The sequence below is a fragment of the Streptomyces sp. NBC_00433 genome, assembly GCA_036015235.1.
In the GTDB taxonomy this organism is placed as follows: domain Bacteria; phylum Actinomycetota; class Actinomycetes; order Streptomycetales; family Streptomycetaceae; genus Actinacidiphila.
Map to the genome: position 1 here is coordinate 7,513,854 of CP107926.1, position 13,596 is coordinate 7,527,449.

A 13,596-nucleotide genomic window follows, 5' to 3' on the forward strand; every position below is an offset into this window, starting at 1 on the left:
GTTGAAAAATCACGTTGATTCACACTGACAACACCTCCAGGACCGCCCTGACCAGCAGGCTGGCCGCATCGGCGATACCGACAGCCAGCCGCCGGAAGCCGAGGACGTGATTCCAGTCCGTGATGTCAGCCTGTGATATCGTCGGCTACTCGGAAAACATGGGGGAGACATGGAAATAAACCGCAGGCCGGACATTGACTCCGCAATATGGAATTCGGAAGTCCGTTTACCCGGGCGTCCGGGCCAGTGCGGCTTTCCGGGCGCTCGCCAGTCCTCCTCAATGGCCTGCGGAGATTGAGTGACCCGGGGATCTGTACGGATCGTCGTGGTCGACGACCACCGCCTCCCACGCGAAGCGCTCTGTCACGTCCTGGACTCCGAGCCGGACCTGGAGGCCCACGGCGTGGACTCCGGGGCGTCCGCGGTGCGGGCGGTCCGCGAGTGCCGGCCGGACGTCGTCCTGCTCGACATCGAGATCTCCGGCACGGACGCGGCCGTGACCGTGCGGGACTTGCTGGCCTGCGGCCGACCTGTGGGCATCGTCGTGCTGCACGCGCGGCGCGACCTGGTGCTGATGCAGCAGTTGCTCGATCTGGGCGTGCGGGCCTACCTGCACAAGAGCGTCAGCCAGGGCCTGCTGCTGTCGACCATCCGGGACGTTGCTGGGACCAAGGAGGAGACGGCCACCATCACCGTGCTGCCGGGCAGTGCGCGGGGGGATGCCGAGGCGCCCCGGCTGCCGCCGCCCGCCCCGGAGGCATGCGCCGCCCACCTTCTGTCGGCACGGGAAGTGGAGGTGCTGACCCTGGTGGCCGATGCACTGACGAACCGTCAGGTCGCAGCCAGGTTGGACATCACCGAGGCCACAGTCAAACGCCACCTGCGCAACGTCTTCAACAAACTGGGCGCCACCTCACGCATCGACGCGGTCAACAAGGCAGTCGACGCTCTGGCCGGCTGGCCCGCGACAGCGCGCGAGGGCCGGTAAGCCGCCCGCGGGTATCCGGGAGATGCCCCCAAAGGGGCCGCCCGCGGGTATCCGGGCGATGCCTCCAAAGGGGCACCATCGCCCCTCGACGGCGGGCAGGAGACGCACCACCCGCCATTCCGCGACCAGAAGCGGACACATCGCCCGCATTCCGCCTACGGAGTGAATGTTCCCGACAGGTGCACCGTTCGGCAACAAGGATTTAACAATCTGCGGACCCTTGGGTATCCAAAGGAGTACTCTCCCTGCTCCTTTGGATTTGCGCGGCGCTCGAGAAGCGCTCAAGCAGACCTTGAGCGGCTCTGGCGCAGGGGCCGATAAAAAGGCATTGTGGCCTCGGCGGGCTCGGAAAATCGTTGAAAGCGAATCGAGACCGCGTCGAGGAGAACGTTACAACTTTGACCGGGGGAACAGATCGTGGTCACGTTCAATGTGCTCGGGCAGTTAGAGGCCATCCAAGCTGGGCGCGACTTCGCGCCCACCGCGCCGCGGGTGAAGGCGGTACTGGCGCTACTGGCGCTCAACGCGAACCGGGTGGTCAGCACTGACACCCTGTTCGCGGAACTGTGGGGCGACCGGCCGCCGCGCAGCGCGGCCACCACCCTGCAGACCTACGTTTACCAGTTGCGCCGCATCCTGGACGCGATCCCGCAGGGCGAGCAGTGCTGCGGCATCGTCACCCGGGCTCCCGGCTATGTGCTGTGCGTCCCCGACGGGCGGATCGACGCCGACCGCTTCGTCGCCCTCGCCGACCAGGGCCGCGCCCTGTGGCGGCAGGAGCGCGTCGAGGAGGCCGCCGAGCGGCTTCGGCAGGCGCTCGGCCTGTGGCGCGGCCGTGCCCTGGCCGACATCAACCCGGGGCCGGAGCTGACCATCCACAGGGCGCACCTGTGCGAGCTGCGCCTGCGCGTCCTGGAACTGCGGATCCAGGCCGACGCCCGGCTCGGCCAGCACCACGAACTCATCCCCGAACTGCGCTCGCTGGTCGCCGAGCACCGGCTCAACGAGCGGCTGCACGCCCAGCTGATCGACTCGCTGCGCCAGGCGGGCTTCCGCGCCGAAGCCCTGCAGGCCTATCAGAACCTGCGCCGAGTGCTGAGAACCGAGCTCGGCCTGGAGCCCGCTCAAGAGGTGCAGCGCCTGCAGGCCGAGGTGCTGGGCGGGGTCCGCAGCGGCTCGCTGACCGCCCTGCGCACCGGCTGACTTCCCGTCATCCGGCCGACCGGCCCGGGGCCGGCGCACTGCCCCACCCCGGGCCGGTCTGCGGCTGCCCGCGGACCGGCCCGGGTCGGAGTCGGTCACCGCCTTCCCTGTGCTGGCCCGGATCCTCTCCGACCGCGGGCTCGTCGATACCCGATGGGGTGCCGTGAACCTGGCGATGGCCGGCGTCGGCGACGTGACCGCCTGGTGCCCGCTGGGCGGGATGGCCGCCCAGGTGCGCAACGACTCGCCGCTGAACGCCGGCCTGTCGCTCGGGGTCATCGGCTCCCGCTGTTCGCAGTGCCGGTGGTGACAACCCCGGTGACCACGGTGTCCACCGGCCGGCTCCTGCGCCTGCTGCGGCTCGACCGCCTCTCGAATGCCTCTGGAGGCGGCTTGCCGCCGATCGAATCCCCCGCCCAGACTCGGAAAACGGCCGAGGCACGTCAGCAACAGAAACGGGGAGGGATCGATGGGTGATCGCGACACAGCAATTCCGGCAAGTGCGATGCGGCAACGCGTCGACGAATTGCGCGACTTGAAACAATCCGTCCTGGACGGCCCGAATCCGGCGGCCACCGAGCGCCAGCACGCCAAAGGAAAGCTGACCGCTCGTGAACGAGTCGCCCTGCTGCTCGACAAGGACTCGTTCCAGGAGGTGGAACCGCTTCGCCGGCACCGGGCCAGCGGATTCGGGCTGGAGAGCAACCGTCCGCACACGGACGGTGTGGTCACGGGGTGGGGGACGGTCGAGGGCCGTACGGTGTTCGTGTACGCCCACGACTTCCGGCTGTTCGGCGGCGCGCTGGGCGAGGCGCACGCCCAGAAGATCCACAAGATCATGGATCTGGCCATCGCCGCGGGCGCGCCGCTGGTGTCGCTGAACGACGGCGCGGGCGCCCGGATCCAGGAGGGCGTTTCGGCGCTGGCCGGCTACGGCGGGATCTTCCAGCGCAACACCCGCGCCTCCGGGGTGATCCCGCAGATCTCGGTGATGCTCGGCCCGTGCGCGGGCGGCGCGGCGTACTCGCCCGCGCTGACCGACTTCGTGTTCATGGTCCGCGAGACCTCACAGATGTTCATCACCGGCCCGGACGTCGTGCAGGCCGTCACCGGCGAGAAGATCACCCAGAACGGCCTCGGCGGCGCCGACGTGCATGCCGAGTTGTCCGGGGTGGCGCACTTCGTCTACGACGACGAGCAGTCCTGCCTGGAGGAGGTGCGCTACCTGCTGTCGCTGCTGCCGCAGAACAACCGGGAGCAGCCGCCCTCCGTGGCAGCCGAGGACCCGGTCGACCGGCGCGGCGAGTCGCTGTACGAACTGGTGCCCGCCGACGGCAACCGTCCGTACGATATGCGGGCGGTGATCGAGGAGCTGGTCGACGACGGCGTGTACCTGGAGGTGCACGAGCGCTGGGCGGCCAACGTGATCTGCGCCCTGACGCGGCTCGGCGGGCGGGTGGTCGGCATCGTCGCCAACCAGCCGCGCTCACTGGCCGGGGTGCTGGACATTGACAGCTCGCAGAAGGCCGCCGGTTTCGTGCAGACCTGCGACTCCTTCAACGTTCCGATCGTCACCCTGGTCGACGTCCCAGGCTTCCTGCCGGGCGTCGCCCAGGAGCACGACGGCATCATCCGGCACGGCGCCAAGCTGCTGTACGCCTACTGCAACGCAACCGTCCCGCGGATCTCGGTGGTGCTGCGCAAGGCGTACGGCGGCGCCTACATCGTGCTGGACTCGCGGTCGATCGGCGCAGACCTGGCGCTGGCCTGGCCGACCAACGAGATCGCGGTGATGGGGGCCGACGGGGCCGCCAACGTCATCTTCCGCCGGGAGATCGCCGCCGCCGAGGACGGGGAGGCGGTGCGCAAGGCGCGCACCGAGGAGTACCGGACCGAGCTCATGCACCCGTACTACGCGGCTGAGCGCGGCCTGGTGGACGACGTCGTCGACCCGGCCGAGACCCGCGCGGTGCTGATCCGCAGCCTGGACATGCTCGCCGCCAAGCACGCCGACCTGCCGATGCGCAAGCACGGCAACCCGCCACAGTGAGCGGCCCCGCCGCCGACGAGCGGGCGCTGCTGCGAATCGAACGCGGGCGCCCGACTCCAGAGGAGACGGCAGCGGTGACCGCAGTGCTGCTCGCAGTGGCGGCCCGCAGTGCCGCGGAGCAGCCCGGGAGGCCGTCGCCCGCAGCCGCCCGCTGGTACCGCTGGGAGCGCACCGCCGCGTTCCGGCCCGGGCACAGCTGGCATCTGGTCCGATGATCAGGGCCGCTTCGAGCGGCCGTCGAGCGCCTGGGATGAGAGTGACGGCATGGCAGCTTTCACCGGTGAATCACGACTCGAAGAGATCGCCGACGGGGTCCACGCCTTCGTACAGCCCAACGGCGGATGGTGCCTCAACAACGCGGGGCTGGTGGTCGACGGCGACAGCACCCTGCTGATCGACACCGCCGCCACCGAAGCCCGTGCGGGCCGGCTGCGCGAGCTGGTCGCGGGCACCGCGCCGCAGCTACCGCAATTGCTGGTCAACACCCATTCGCACGGCGACCACACCTTCGGCAACCACCTCTTCCCGGAGGCCGTGGTGGTGGCCTCGGAGGAGACCAGGCAGGAGGCGGTCCGCACCGGACTGCACCTGACCGGCCTGTGGCCCGACGTGGACTGGGGTGCGGTCGAACCAGCCGTGCCCCAGGTCACCTTCGCCGACGGGCTCACCCTGCACGTGGGCGCGCAGGAAGTGCGGCTGCGCGCCCTCGGGCCTGCGCACAGCGCCGGCGACACGGCGGTGTGGCTGCCCGAGCGCCGGGTGCTGTTCACCGGCGACCTGGTGATGAACGCGGTCACCCCGTTCCTGCTGAGCGGCTCCGTCGCCGGCCTGCGCGATGCCGTGGTCCGGCTGCAGGCGCTCGGCGCGGCGACCGTGGTACCCGGGCACGGCCCGGTCGGCGGACCGGAGCTGCTCGACACCACCGAGCGGTACCTGGTCTGGCTGCTGGATGTGGCCAAGGCCGGCCTCGCGGACGGACTGGACCCGCTGGCGGCGGCCCGCGCCGCCGACCTCGGCGAGTTCGCCGGGTTCCTGGACACCGAACGCCTGGTGCCCAACCTGTACCGCGCCTACGGCGAACTGCGCGGCGGACGCCCGGAGGACTTCGCCGGCATCGACGAGATGGTGCGCGGCATGGCCGAGCTGCACGGCGGCTTCCCCGCTTGCCATGCCTGACGACACGACGATTCCCACGGGAGAGGACGGACGAGTGAGCACGAAGCACGAGAGCGGCCCGGTCACCCTGATCGCGGTGCTCGAAGCGCCGACCGAGAACACCGAGGAGTTCATCGGGGGCTGGCGCAGCCACCTCGGCACCCTGCGCGCCGCGCCCGGCTTCCGCGGTGCCCGGCTGCACCGCGCGCTGCGCGCCGAGCACCGCTTCCAGCTGGTCGCGCTGGCCGACTGGGCGAGCGCCGCGGACCTCGCCGCCGCGGCGGCCGGCGAGCAGCGCGGGCCGGGTGCCGAGACGTACGCCAAGACCGTCCACCGGGGGGTGTACCGGGTGATCGGCGAGGTCGTGTCCGGGCAGCAGCCGGACGGCGCGGGCGTGACCATGATCAACGCCTTCGAGCTGCCCGACGAGCGGGTCGAGGAGTTCCTGGGCGCCTGGCGGCCCCGGGCACAGCGGGCCAGCGAGTCGCCCGGATTCGTCGGCCTCCGGATGCACCAGGCAGTCGGCGACGCCTCGCTGCCGCTCGTGAACGTCGCGCGCTACGCAAGCGTCGAGGCGTGGAAGGCGCTCCAGGCCGACTCGGAGTTCCAGGCCCGAAAGGCCGTCAACCCGCCGTACGCCACGGCCAATCCCGGCCTGTTCGAGGTAGTCGCCGAGGTCTCCTGACCGCCGGCTGCTTCCACGCAGGCTTGAGCGGGCCGCGAGAGTGCCCGCCCAGACTTCTTGACGACGTGAAATCAGCAGGAGGAGTGATGGTGGATCAGGCTACGACCGATGTGTTGATCCTCGGCGGTGGGCTCGCGGGCCTCTCGCTCGCGGTCCAGCTCAAGAAGGCACGTCCGGAGACGGATGTGGTGGTCCTCGACAAGCGGGAGGGCCTGGCGCCGGAGGCTGCGTTCAAGGTCGGCGAGTCGACGGTGCCGGCGGGTGCGCACTACTTCGCCGACATCGTCGGGATGAAGGATCACCTGGACAAGTTCCACCTGAGGAAGAACGGCCTGCGATTCTTCCAGCCCGCCGGCGGCAACGAGGACCTGACCAAGCGCGTCGAGCTGGGTCCGCGGGACTACCCGGCCCACGACAACTACCAGATCGACCGCGGCCGGTTCGAGAACGAGCTGACCCGGATGGCGCTGGAGGCGGGTGTCGACCTGCGCCAGGGCGCCGCGATCACCGACGTCGAGGTGCGCGGGGGCGGCGACCACACGGTTGCCTTCACCCAGGGCGGCAAGGAGCACTCCCTCACCGGCCGCTGGCTGGTCGACGCGGCCGGCCGCGCCCACTTCGTCAAGCGCAAGCTCGGCCTGTCCCGCGATGTGAAGCACACCATCAACGCCTCCTGGTTCCGGCTGACCGGCGGCATCGACCTGGAGGAGTGGGGCAAGGACAACCCGCAGTGGATGGAGCGGATGAGCCGTACCGGCATCCGCAAGTTCTCCACCAACCACCTGATGGGCGACGGCTACTGGGTGTGGCTGATCCCCCTGGGCTCGGACCACATCTCGGTCGGCATCTGCGCCGACCCGCGGATCCACCCCTACGAGGAGATCCAGACCTTCGAGAAGGTCCAGGAGTGGCTGCGTGCCAACGAGCCGCAGCTGGCCGAGGTGGTCGACGGTCGCACCGGCGACGTCGCGGACTTCATCGCCCTGAAGGACTTCGCGTTCGGCACCGAGCGGGTCTACTCGCCGGACCGCTGGACCCTGGTCGGCGAGGCGGGCGCGTTCGCCGACGCGTTCTACTCCCCCGGCTCCGACATGATCGGCTATGGGAACAGCGTCACCACCGATCTGGTCACCCGGGACTTCGCGGGCGAGGACATCACCGAGCGGGCGGAGTTCTACAACGACTTCCACCTGCGCACCTTCGACTTCGTGCTGTCCAAGGTCGAGGACCACTACCTGGCCTTCGGCAACCCCGCGGTGATGGTCCCCAAACTGTGCTGGGACGCCATGCTGAACCACGTCGGCGTGGTGCTGGTCTTCGTCCAGAACCGCTACCTGGACTACGACTTCATGCGGCGGGTCCGAGGGGACATCGACAAGCTGTTCGCCGTCAACGAGGCCGTGCAGCAGGTCTTCCGGGACTGGAACGTGCTGGAGAAGACGGTCACCGACCTCGCGGCCAAGGCGTACAAGGCGGCCAAGGCGATCAAGGACAGCCACGCCACCCTGGTGGTCGACTACACCGACGACGAACTGGCCGCCGAGCTGACCCGCAACGTGGCGGTCGCCGAGGCGCTGGCCGTCTCGATCTTCCACCGCGCGGCCCGCAACCTGGGCGTCACCCCCGACCCGCAGGTGCCGGTCAACCCGTACGCGGTCAGCCTGCGGCCCGACGACTGGCAGTCTGGCGGCCTGTACGCCGGGAAGGTGCTGCTGACGCTGGCTCAGGCGGAGGATATCTCCGAGGGCAGCCAGGGGCTGTTCGTCGACCCGCTGCTCGACGTCTCCGCATGAGCAAGCACGGCGCGACCGGCGTGCTCCAGCCGGACCCGGCCCTGGTGGACCCGCAGGCGCTGCGCAGCGTCTGCTCCAACTGGGTCTCCGGCGTCACCGTGATCACCAGCGGCAGCACCGAGCAGATGGCGGGGATGACCGCGAACTCCTTCACCTCGGTGTCGCTGGACCCGGCCCTGATCCTGGTCTGCATCCACAACGACTCCAGCGAACTGCCGCTCTTCCGGCGCACCGGCGCCTTCGCGGTCAACATCCTGGCCGCCGACCAGGAGGACCTGTGCCGGTCCTTCGCCAGCCGGCAGAGCCGGCACAGCACCAAGGCCGACACCCGGCCCGGGATCACCGGCGTCCCGGTGCTCGCCGACGCGCTGGCCTACCTGGAGTGCCTGGTCCACCGCGAAGTGGACGGCGGCGACCACGTGATCGTCATCGGCAAAGTGGTCGACCTGGCCGTGCAGCGCGAGGAGGGGCCGCTGGCCTTCTTCCGCAGCACCTTCCACCGGCTGCCGGCCGCCTCCTGAGCACCCGAGAACGAGGAGAAGACAGATGCCCACCGCCGGGTTGTTCACCGCCGCGGCCGCGCTGGCGCCGGCCGCGGGCCGCCGCGCCGAGGCCGCCGAACGGGTCCGCGAAGTAGACGCCGCCGTGATGGGGGAGATCGTCAGGGCGGGTTTCGCCCGGCACTTCGCCCCAGCGGCGGTCGGCGGCGCCGCCGGCACGTTCACCGAACTGGTCGATGCGGTGGAGGTGATCGCAGAGGAGTGCCCGGCCAGTTCGTGGTGCGCCTCGCTGATCGCCTCCATCGCCCGGATGGCGGGAGGGTTCCTGCCCGAGCAGGGGCAGGCGGAAGTCTGGGCCTCGGGCCCGGACGCCGTGCTGGTGGGATCGGTGACGCCGTTCGGCACCGCCCGGCCTGCTCCCGGCGGCTGGCTGGTCGCCGGCCGGTGGCCGTACATCAGCGGCGTCGGCTACTCGGACTGGGCCCTGATGTGCGGCCTGGTGGAGTCCGGGGCGGACGGCCAGGCGCGGCTGTTCGCCCTGCCGCGCTCCGCGTACCGGATCGAGGACACCTGGCACAGCGTCGGCATGGCCGCGACCGGCAGCAACACCCTCGTCCTGGACGAGGTGTTCGTGCCCAGCCACCTCTCCTTCGATCGGGCCGACCTGTTCGCCGGACGCACCGTCGGCGCCTGGGGCGATTTCGCGCCGGTCTGCCACCGCGTCCCGCTCCAGGCGGTCAACGGGCTGATGTTCGCGGCGCCGGCGGTCGGTGCCGCGCTCGGCATGGTCCGCACCTTCACGGCGTACTTCATCGACAAAGTCGGCAACGCCCCGCAACTGCCGGGCACCACGGGGGTGCAGGGCGTGCGGGGCTCCGCCGAGCAGGCGCTGGCCCGCTCGGCCGGCGAGGTGGACGCGGCCCGGCTGCTGCTGGGGCGGGCCGCCCGGCTCGCCGACGAGGGCGTCGCCACCAGCCCGCTGGACACCACCCGCAACCTGCGGGACTGCGCGCTCGCCGTCGACCTGTCGGTGGCCGCGGTAGACCGGCTGTTCCGGCAGTCCGGCACCCGCGGGCAGTCACTCTCCGGTTCGATGCAGCGGCTGTGGCGGGACGTCACCGCGATCTCCACCCACGTGGCGCTGCAGTTCGAGCCGGCCGCCCGCGGCTGGATCGACCAGGTGCTCAAGGCCTGAATCCCCGCGGCCCGCCAACGCCCGGGCGCCGGGACTTCGGTAGAAGTCCCGGCGCCCGGGCGTTGGCGGGCCGTTCGGCTCTACGGGCCGGACCGGTCAGTAGTTGCCGAGGCCGCCGCAGACGTTCAGCGCCTGCGCCGTGACTGCGGCGGCACCCGGGGAGACCAGGTAGGAGACCATCGCGGCCACCTCGCTCGGTTCCACGTAGCGGCCGAGCGGCACCCGGGTGGTGATCCGGCTGTGCACCTCCTTCTCGTCCACGCCCCAGATCTCGGCGTAGTGCTCGCGTACCCGCTCGGCCATCGGGGTCTCCACGAAGCCCGGGCACACCGCGTTGACGGTGATGCCGGTCTTGGCCAGCTCCAGGCCCAGCGACTTGGAGAAGCCGACCACGCCGTGCTTGGAGGCGGTGTACGGCGCGGCGTGCACCACGCCCTGCTTACCGCCGGTGGAGGCGATGTTGACGATCCGTCCGGTGCCGCGCTCCAGCATGCCGCCGCGGGTGAGCGCGGTCTTGGTCACCAGGAAGACGCTGTTGAGGTTGGTGTTGATGACGTCGAACCACAGTTCGTCGGAGACCTCGACGGTGGCTCCGCCGCCGGGCCGGCCGGCGTTGTTGACCAGCACGTCGAGTCGCCCGTAGCGCCCGACGGTGGCGGCGACCAGCGCCAGCACCTCCTCGGGTGAGGTGACGTCGCAGGTGCTGCCATCGACGTCGAGGCCCTCAGCGCGCAGCTCGACGAGCGTGTCCTGGAGCGTCTTGTCGGTGCGGGCGCACAGGTAGACGGAGTAGCCCTGACGGGCCAGGGCGCGGGCGATCTCGTGGCCGATGCCGCTGGTGGCGCCGGTGACCAGCGCGACCTCGCGCCCGGTGGCGCTGGAAGTGGATGCAGTCATGCACACCACCGTCGCGGTCGCGGCTCGGGGCCCGGTCGAGCCCCGCTCCAGTCCTGCGGCGTCGAGTCGTCCTCGACCACGGCTCTTGGGCGCGCTTGAAGACTGATCGCATTCAACGGTCCTGTGAAGGAGTTCGAGGAGATGGAGCCGACCGGCGTCAGCGCCGAGTTGTACGCAGAGGTTCTTCAGTACTACGCCCACCAGATGCAAGCGCTGGACGGTGGGAAGGTGGAGGAGTACGCCGCCACCTTCACCGAGGACGCGGTCTTCGGCCACACTCCCGGCCGCGAGCCGGCGCGCACCCGGGCCGGGATCCTCGCCGACCTCTACGAGGTGCGCGAGCGGTTCACCGCAGACCCGCAGCAGCGGCGTCACCTGTTCACGATGGTCGATGTCGAGCAGCCGGCAGACGGCCGGCTCCGCGTCACCTGCTACGCGCTGGTGCTGACCACCCGGCCCGGCAACGGTCCGGAAATGGTCCGCAGTTGCGTCGTCCACGACGTCCTGGTCCGCGAGGACGGGCAGTTGTGCAATCAAGAGCGGCTCGTCGACCACGACGGTTTCTGAAAGGGGTGGTTGTGATGAGCCGACGCGTGGTCATCACCGGGATCGGTGTACGCGCCCCGGGCAGCCAGGGCACCAAGGAGTTCTGGGATTTGCTCACCTCGGGCCGCACTGCGACCCGGCGGATCAGCTTCTTCGACCCGTCGCCGTACCGGTCGCAGATCGCCGGCGAGACGGACTTCGACCCGGTGGGGGAGGGCCTCACCCAGCGGGAGGTCCGCCGGATGGACCGGGCCACCCAGTTCGCCGTGGTCTGTGCACAGGAGGCGATGCAGGACAGCGGTCTGGACTTCGCGGGCGTCGACCCGTCCCGGGTCGGCGTCACCCTGGGCAGCGCGGTCGCCGCCGCGACCAGCCTGGAGCGCGAGTACCTGGTGCTGTCCGACTCCGGACGGAACTGGCTGGTGGACAGCGAGGAACGGCTGTCCCCGCACATGTTCGACTACCTGGCGCCGAGCGTGATGCCGGCCGAGGTGGCGTGGAAGGTCGGTGCGGAGGGGCCGGTGTCGCTGGTCTCCAACGGCTGCACCTCCGGGCTGGACGCGGTCGGGCACGCCCTGCAGCTGATCCAGGAGGGCTCGGCCGACGTGATCGTCGCCGGCGCCACCGACACCCCGATCACCCCGATCGTGGTGGCCTGCTTCGACGCGATCAAGGCCACCACCGCCCGCAACGACGAGCCGGAGACCGCCTCCCGCCCGTTCGACCGCTCCCGTACCGGCTTCGTGCTCGCCGAGGGCGCCGCGATGTTCGTACTGGAGACGGCGGAGTCGGCGCTGCGCCGCGGTGCCCCGATCTACGCCGAGGTCACCGGCTACGGCACCCGCTGCAACGCGTACCACATGACCGGTCTCAAACCGGACGGTCGGGAGATGGCCGAGGCGATCCGGGTCGCTCTGGACCAGTCCAGGATCAACCCCACCGACGTGGACTACATCAACGCCCACGGCTCCGGCACCAAACAGAACGACCGGCACGAGACCGCGGCCTTCAAGCGCGCCCTCGGCGACCACGCGTACCGCACGCCGATCAGCTCGATCAAGTCGATGGTCGGACACTCGCTGGGCGCCATCGGCTCGGTCGAGATCGCCGCCTGCGCGCTCGCCATCAAGAACGGCGTCGTCCCGCCCACCGCCAACCTGCACGAGGCCGACCCCGAGTGCGACCTCGACTACGTCCCGCTGACCGCGCGCGAGAAGAACATCGGCTCTGTGCTGACGGTCGGCAGCGGCTTCGGCGGCTTCCAGACCGCGATGGTGCTGCGCCGACCGACCGGGGAGATCCAATGACCAGGACCGTCGTCACCGGGATAGGTGCGATCGCCGCCAACGGCCTCGGCACCCAGGACTTCTGGGCTGCCACCAAGCAGGGCCGGCACGGCCTCGGCGAACTCACCCGCTTCGACCCGGCGAAGTACCCGGCACGGCTGGCCGGCGAGATCCGCGGGTTCAACGCTGCGGACCACCTGCCGGACCGGCTGCTTCCGCAGACCGACGTCTCCACCCGGTACGCGCTGGTCGCGGCCGGCTGGGCGCTCGATGACGCCGAGGTCGACCCGGCGGGCATGGTCGACTACGACATGGGCGTGGTCACCGCCAACGCCCTCGGCGGCTTCGAGTTCACCCACCGCGAGTTCCACAAGCTGTGGACCGAAGGCCCGCAGACGGTCAGCGTCTACGAGTCCTTCGCCTGGTTCTACGCGGTGAACACCGGTCAGATCTCCATCCGGCACGGCATGCGCGGCCCGTCCACCGCTCTTGTCACCGAGCAGGCCGGCGGCCTGGACGCCATCGGCCACGCCCGGCGCACCGTGCGCCGCGGCACCCCGCTGGTGCTTGCCGGCGGTGTCGACTCCGCGCTCGACCCGTGGGGCTGGGCCTCGCAGATCGCAAGCGAGCGGCTGTCCACCGGCACCGACCCGGACCGCGCCTACCTGCCCTTCGACCGGAACGCCGCCGGCTACGTCCCCGGCGAGGGCGGCGCCCTGCTGGTGCTGGAGGACGCCGAGGCGGCGCTGCGACGGGGCGCACCGCAGATCCTCGGCGAGATCGCCGGTTACGCCAGTGGCTTCGACCCCGCGCCGGGCTCCGGCCGCCCGCCGGCGCTGCGCCGCACCATCGAAGCGGCGCTCGCCGACGCCGGGGTGGCGCCCGATCAGGTCGACGTGGTCTTCGCCGACGCGGTCGGCGTGCCCGTACTGGACCGCGCGGAAGCGGCCGCGCTGCGCGCGGTGTTCGGCGCCGGCGCGGTGCCGGTGACCGCGCCGAAGGCCGCGTCCGGCCGCACCTACGCGGGCGGCGGTCCGCTGGACGTCGCCGCCGCGCTGCTGTCGATCCGCGACGGGGTGATCCCCCCGACCGCGGGCACCCGCGAGGTGCCCACCGAGTACGGCATCGACCTGGTCAGCGGCCAGGCCCGCGAGGCGACCGTGCGCACCGCGCTGGTCGTCGCCCGCGGCCTGTGGGGCTTCAACTCTGCCGTCGTGGTCCGCGCCTGGGCCGCCGACACCGCCGACGCGGGCACCACTGCCACCACCACTGCCACCACCAACGACGTTGCCTGAGGA

14 protein-coding genes are annotated in these 13,596 nt (G+C 70.7%); 13 read left to right on the forward strand and 1 reads right to left on the reverse strand.

Annotated elements, in window-relative coordinates; all coding sequences use genetic code 11:
• Positions 1 to 298 precede the first annotated feature (298 nt).
• From OG900_32100 to OG900_32145, 10 genes are all read left to right on the forward strand, one after another.
• Positions 299 to 988, forward strand: coding sequence for a response regulator transcription factor (locus OG900_32100; protein ID WUH94319.1), 690 nt, complete (start codon positions 299 to 301; stop codon positions 986 to 988).
• A gap of 417 nt (positions 989 to 1,405) precedes the next feature.
• Positions 1,406 to 2,191 carry an AfsR/SARP family transcriptional regulator gene (locus tag OG900_32105; GenBank protein ID WUH94320.1) on the forward strand — a complete coding sequence of 262 codons (786 nt, stop codon included), beginning with the start codon at positions 1,406 to 1,408 and terminating at the stop codon, positions 2,189 to 2,191.
• 109 nt (positions 2,192 to 2,300) lie between these two features.
• A complete protein-coding gene (locus OG900_32110) occupies positions 2,301 to 2,501 on the forward strand; it encodes a hypothetical protein (protein WUH94321.1) in 201 nt (66 codons plus the stop codon).
• A 159-nt stretch (positions 2,502 to 2,660) separates the two neighbouring features.
• Positions 2,661 to 4,241: an acyl-CoA carboxylase subunit beta gene (locus OG900_32115; GenBank protein ID WUH94322.1), complete on the forward strand. Its 1,581-nt coding sequence runs from the start codon at positions 2,661 to 2,663 to the stop codon at positions 4,239 to 4,241.
• Positions 4,238 to 4,456 (forward strand): acyl-CoA carboxylase subunit epsilon, encoded by a 219-nt coding sequence (locus OG900_32120; GenBank protein WUH94323.1) that lies wholly within the window; start codon positions 4,238 to 4,240, stop codon positions 4,454 to 4,456. The genes OG900_32115 and OG900_32120 overlap by 4 nt, the downstream gene beginning before the upstream one ends.
• Positions 4,457 to 4,505: 49 nt before the next feature.
• On the forward strand, positions 4,506 to 5,417 hold the full coding sequence (locus tag OG900_32125) for an MBL fold metallo-hydrolase (protein ID WUH94324.1): 912 nt from the start codon (positions 4,506 to 4,508) through the stop codon (positions 5,415 to 5,417).
• 34 nt (positions 5,418 to 5,451) lie between these two features.
• Positions 5,452 to 6,081: an antibiotic biosynthesis monooxygenase gene (locus OG900_32130; GenBank protein WUH94325.1), complete on the forward strand. Its 630-nt coding sequence runs from the start codon at positions 5,452 to 5,454 to the stop codon at positions 6,079 to 6,081.
• An 86-nt stretch (positions 6,082 to 6,167) separates the two neighbouring features.
• Positions 6,168 to 7,874 (forward strand): tryptophan 7-halogenase, encoded by a 1,707-nt coding sequence (locus OG900_32135; protein WUH94326.1) that lies wholly within the window; start codon positions 6,168 to 6,170, stop codon positions 7,872 to 7,874.
• Entirely contained in the window at positions 7,871 to 8,395 is a 525-nt protein-coding gene (locus OG900_32140; GenBank protein ID WUH94327.1) for a flavin reductase family protein, read from the forward strand. The genes OG900_32135 and OG900_32140 overlap by 4 nt, the downstream gene beginning before the upstream one ends.
• A gap of 25 nt (positions 8,396 to 8,420) precedes the next feature.
• A complete protein-coding gene (locus tag OG900_32145) occupies positions 8,421 to 9,569 on the forward strand; it encodes a hydrolase (protein WUH94328.1) in 1,149 nt (382 codons plus the stop codon).
• A gap of 96 nt (positions 9,570 to 9,665) precedes the next feature.
• Here OG900_32145 and OG900_32150 read toward each other — a convergent pair whose 3' ends face one another.
• Positions 9,666 to 10,466 (reverse strand): SDR family NAD(P)-dependent oxidoreductase, encoded by an 801-nt coding sequence (locus OG900_32150; GenBank protein ID WUH94329.1) that lies wholly within the window; start codon positions 10,464 to 10,466, stop codon positions 9,666 to 9,668.
• Between the two features lie 123 nt (positions 10,467 to 10,589).
• Between OG900_32150 and OG900_32155 the strand changes: the two genes are divergently transcribed.
• Genes OG900_32155 through OG900_32165 form a run of 3 tightly spaced genes read left to right on the forward strand, consistent with a single transcriptional unit; the run spans position 10,590 to position 13,593 of the window.
• Positions 10,590 to 11,033: a nuclear transport factor 2 family protein gene (locus tag OG900_32155; protein ID WUH94330.1), complete on the forward strand. Its 444-nt coding sequence runs from the start codon at positions 10,590 to 10,592 to the stop codon at positions 11,031 to 11,033.
• Positions 11,034 to 11,047: 14 nt separating this feature from the next.
• Entirely contained in the window at positions 11,048 to 12,319 is a 1,272-nt protein-coding gene (locus OG900_32160; protein WUH94331.1) for a beta-ketoacyl-[acyl-carrier-protein] synthase family protein, read from the forward strand.
• Entirely contained in the window at positions 12,316 to 13,593 is a 1,278-nt protein-coding gene (locus OG900_32165) for a ketosynthase chain-length factor (protein WUH94332.1), read from the forward strand. Before OG900_32160 ends, OG900_32165 begins: the two co-directional genes overlap by 4 nt.
• The last annotated feature ends 3 nt before the right edge of the window (positions 13,594 to 13,596 follow it).

Bases quoted from the DNA above. Each gene is read 5' to 3' on its own strand.
- OG900_32140 (WUH94327.1), top strand. From the start codon at position 7,871: ATGAGCAAGCACGGCGCGACCGGCGTGCTCCAGCCGGACCCGGCCCTG.
- OG900_32115 (WUH94322.1), top strand. From the start codon at position 2,661: ATGGGTGATCGCGACACAGCAATTCCGGCAAGTGCGATGCGGCAACGC.
- OG900_32125 (WUH94324.1), top strand. From the start codon at position 4,506: ATGGCAGCTTTCACCGGTGAATCACGACTCGAAGAGATCGCCGACGGG.
- OG900_32135 (WUH94326.1), top strand. From the start codon at position 6,168: ATGGTGGATCAGGCTACGACCGATGTGTTGATCCTCGGCGGTGGGCTC.
- OG900_32150 (WUH94329.1), bottom strand. From the start codon at position 10,466: ATGACTGCATCCACTTCCAGCGCCACCGGGCGCGAGGTCGCGCTGGTC.
- OG900_32165 (WUH94332.1), top strand. From the start codon at position 12,316: ATGACCAGGACCGTCGTCACCGGGATAGGTGCGATCGCCGCCAACGGC.
- OG900_32145 (WUH94328.1), top strand. From the start codon at position 8,421: ATGCCCACCGCCGGGTTGTTCACCGCCGCGGCCGCGCTGGCGCCGGCC.
- OG900_32160 (WUH94331.1), top strand. From the start codon at position 11,048: ATGAGCCGACGCGTGGTCATCACCGGGATCGGTGTACGCGCCCCGGGC.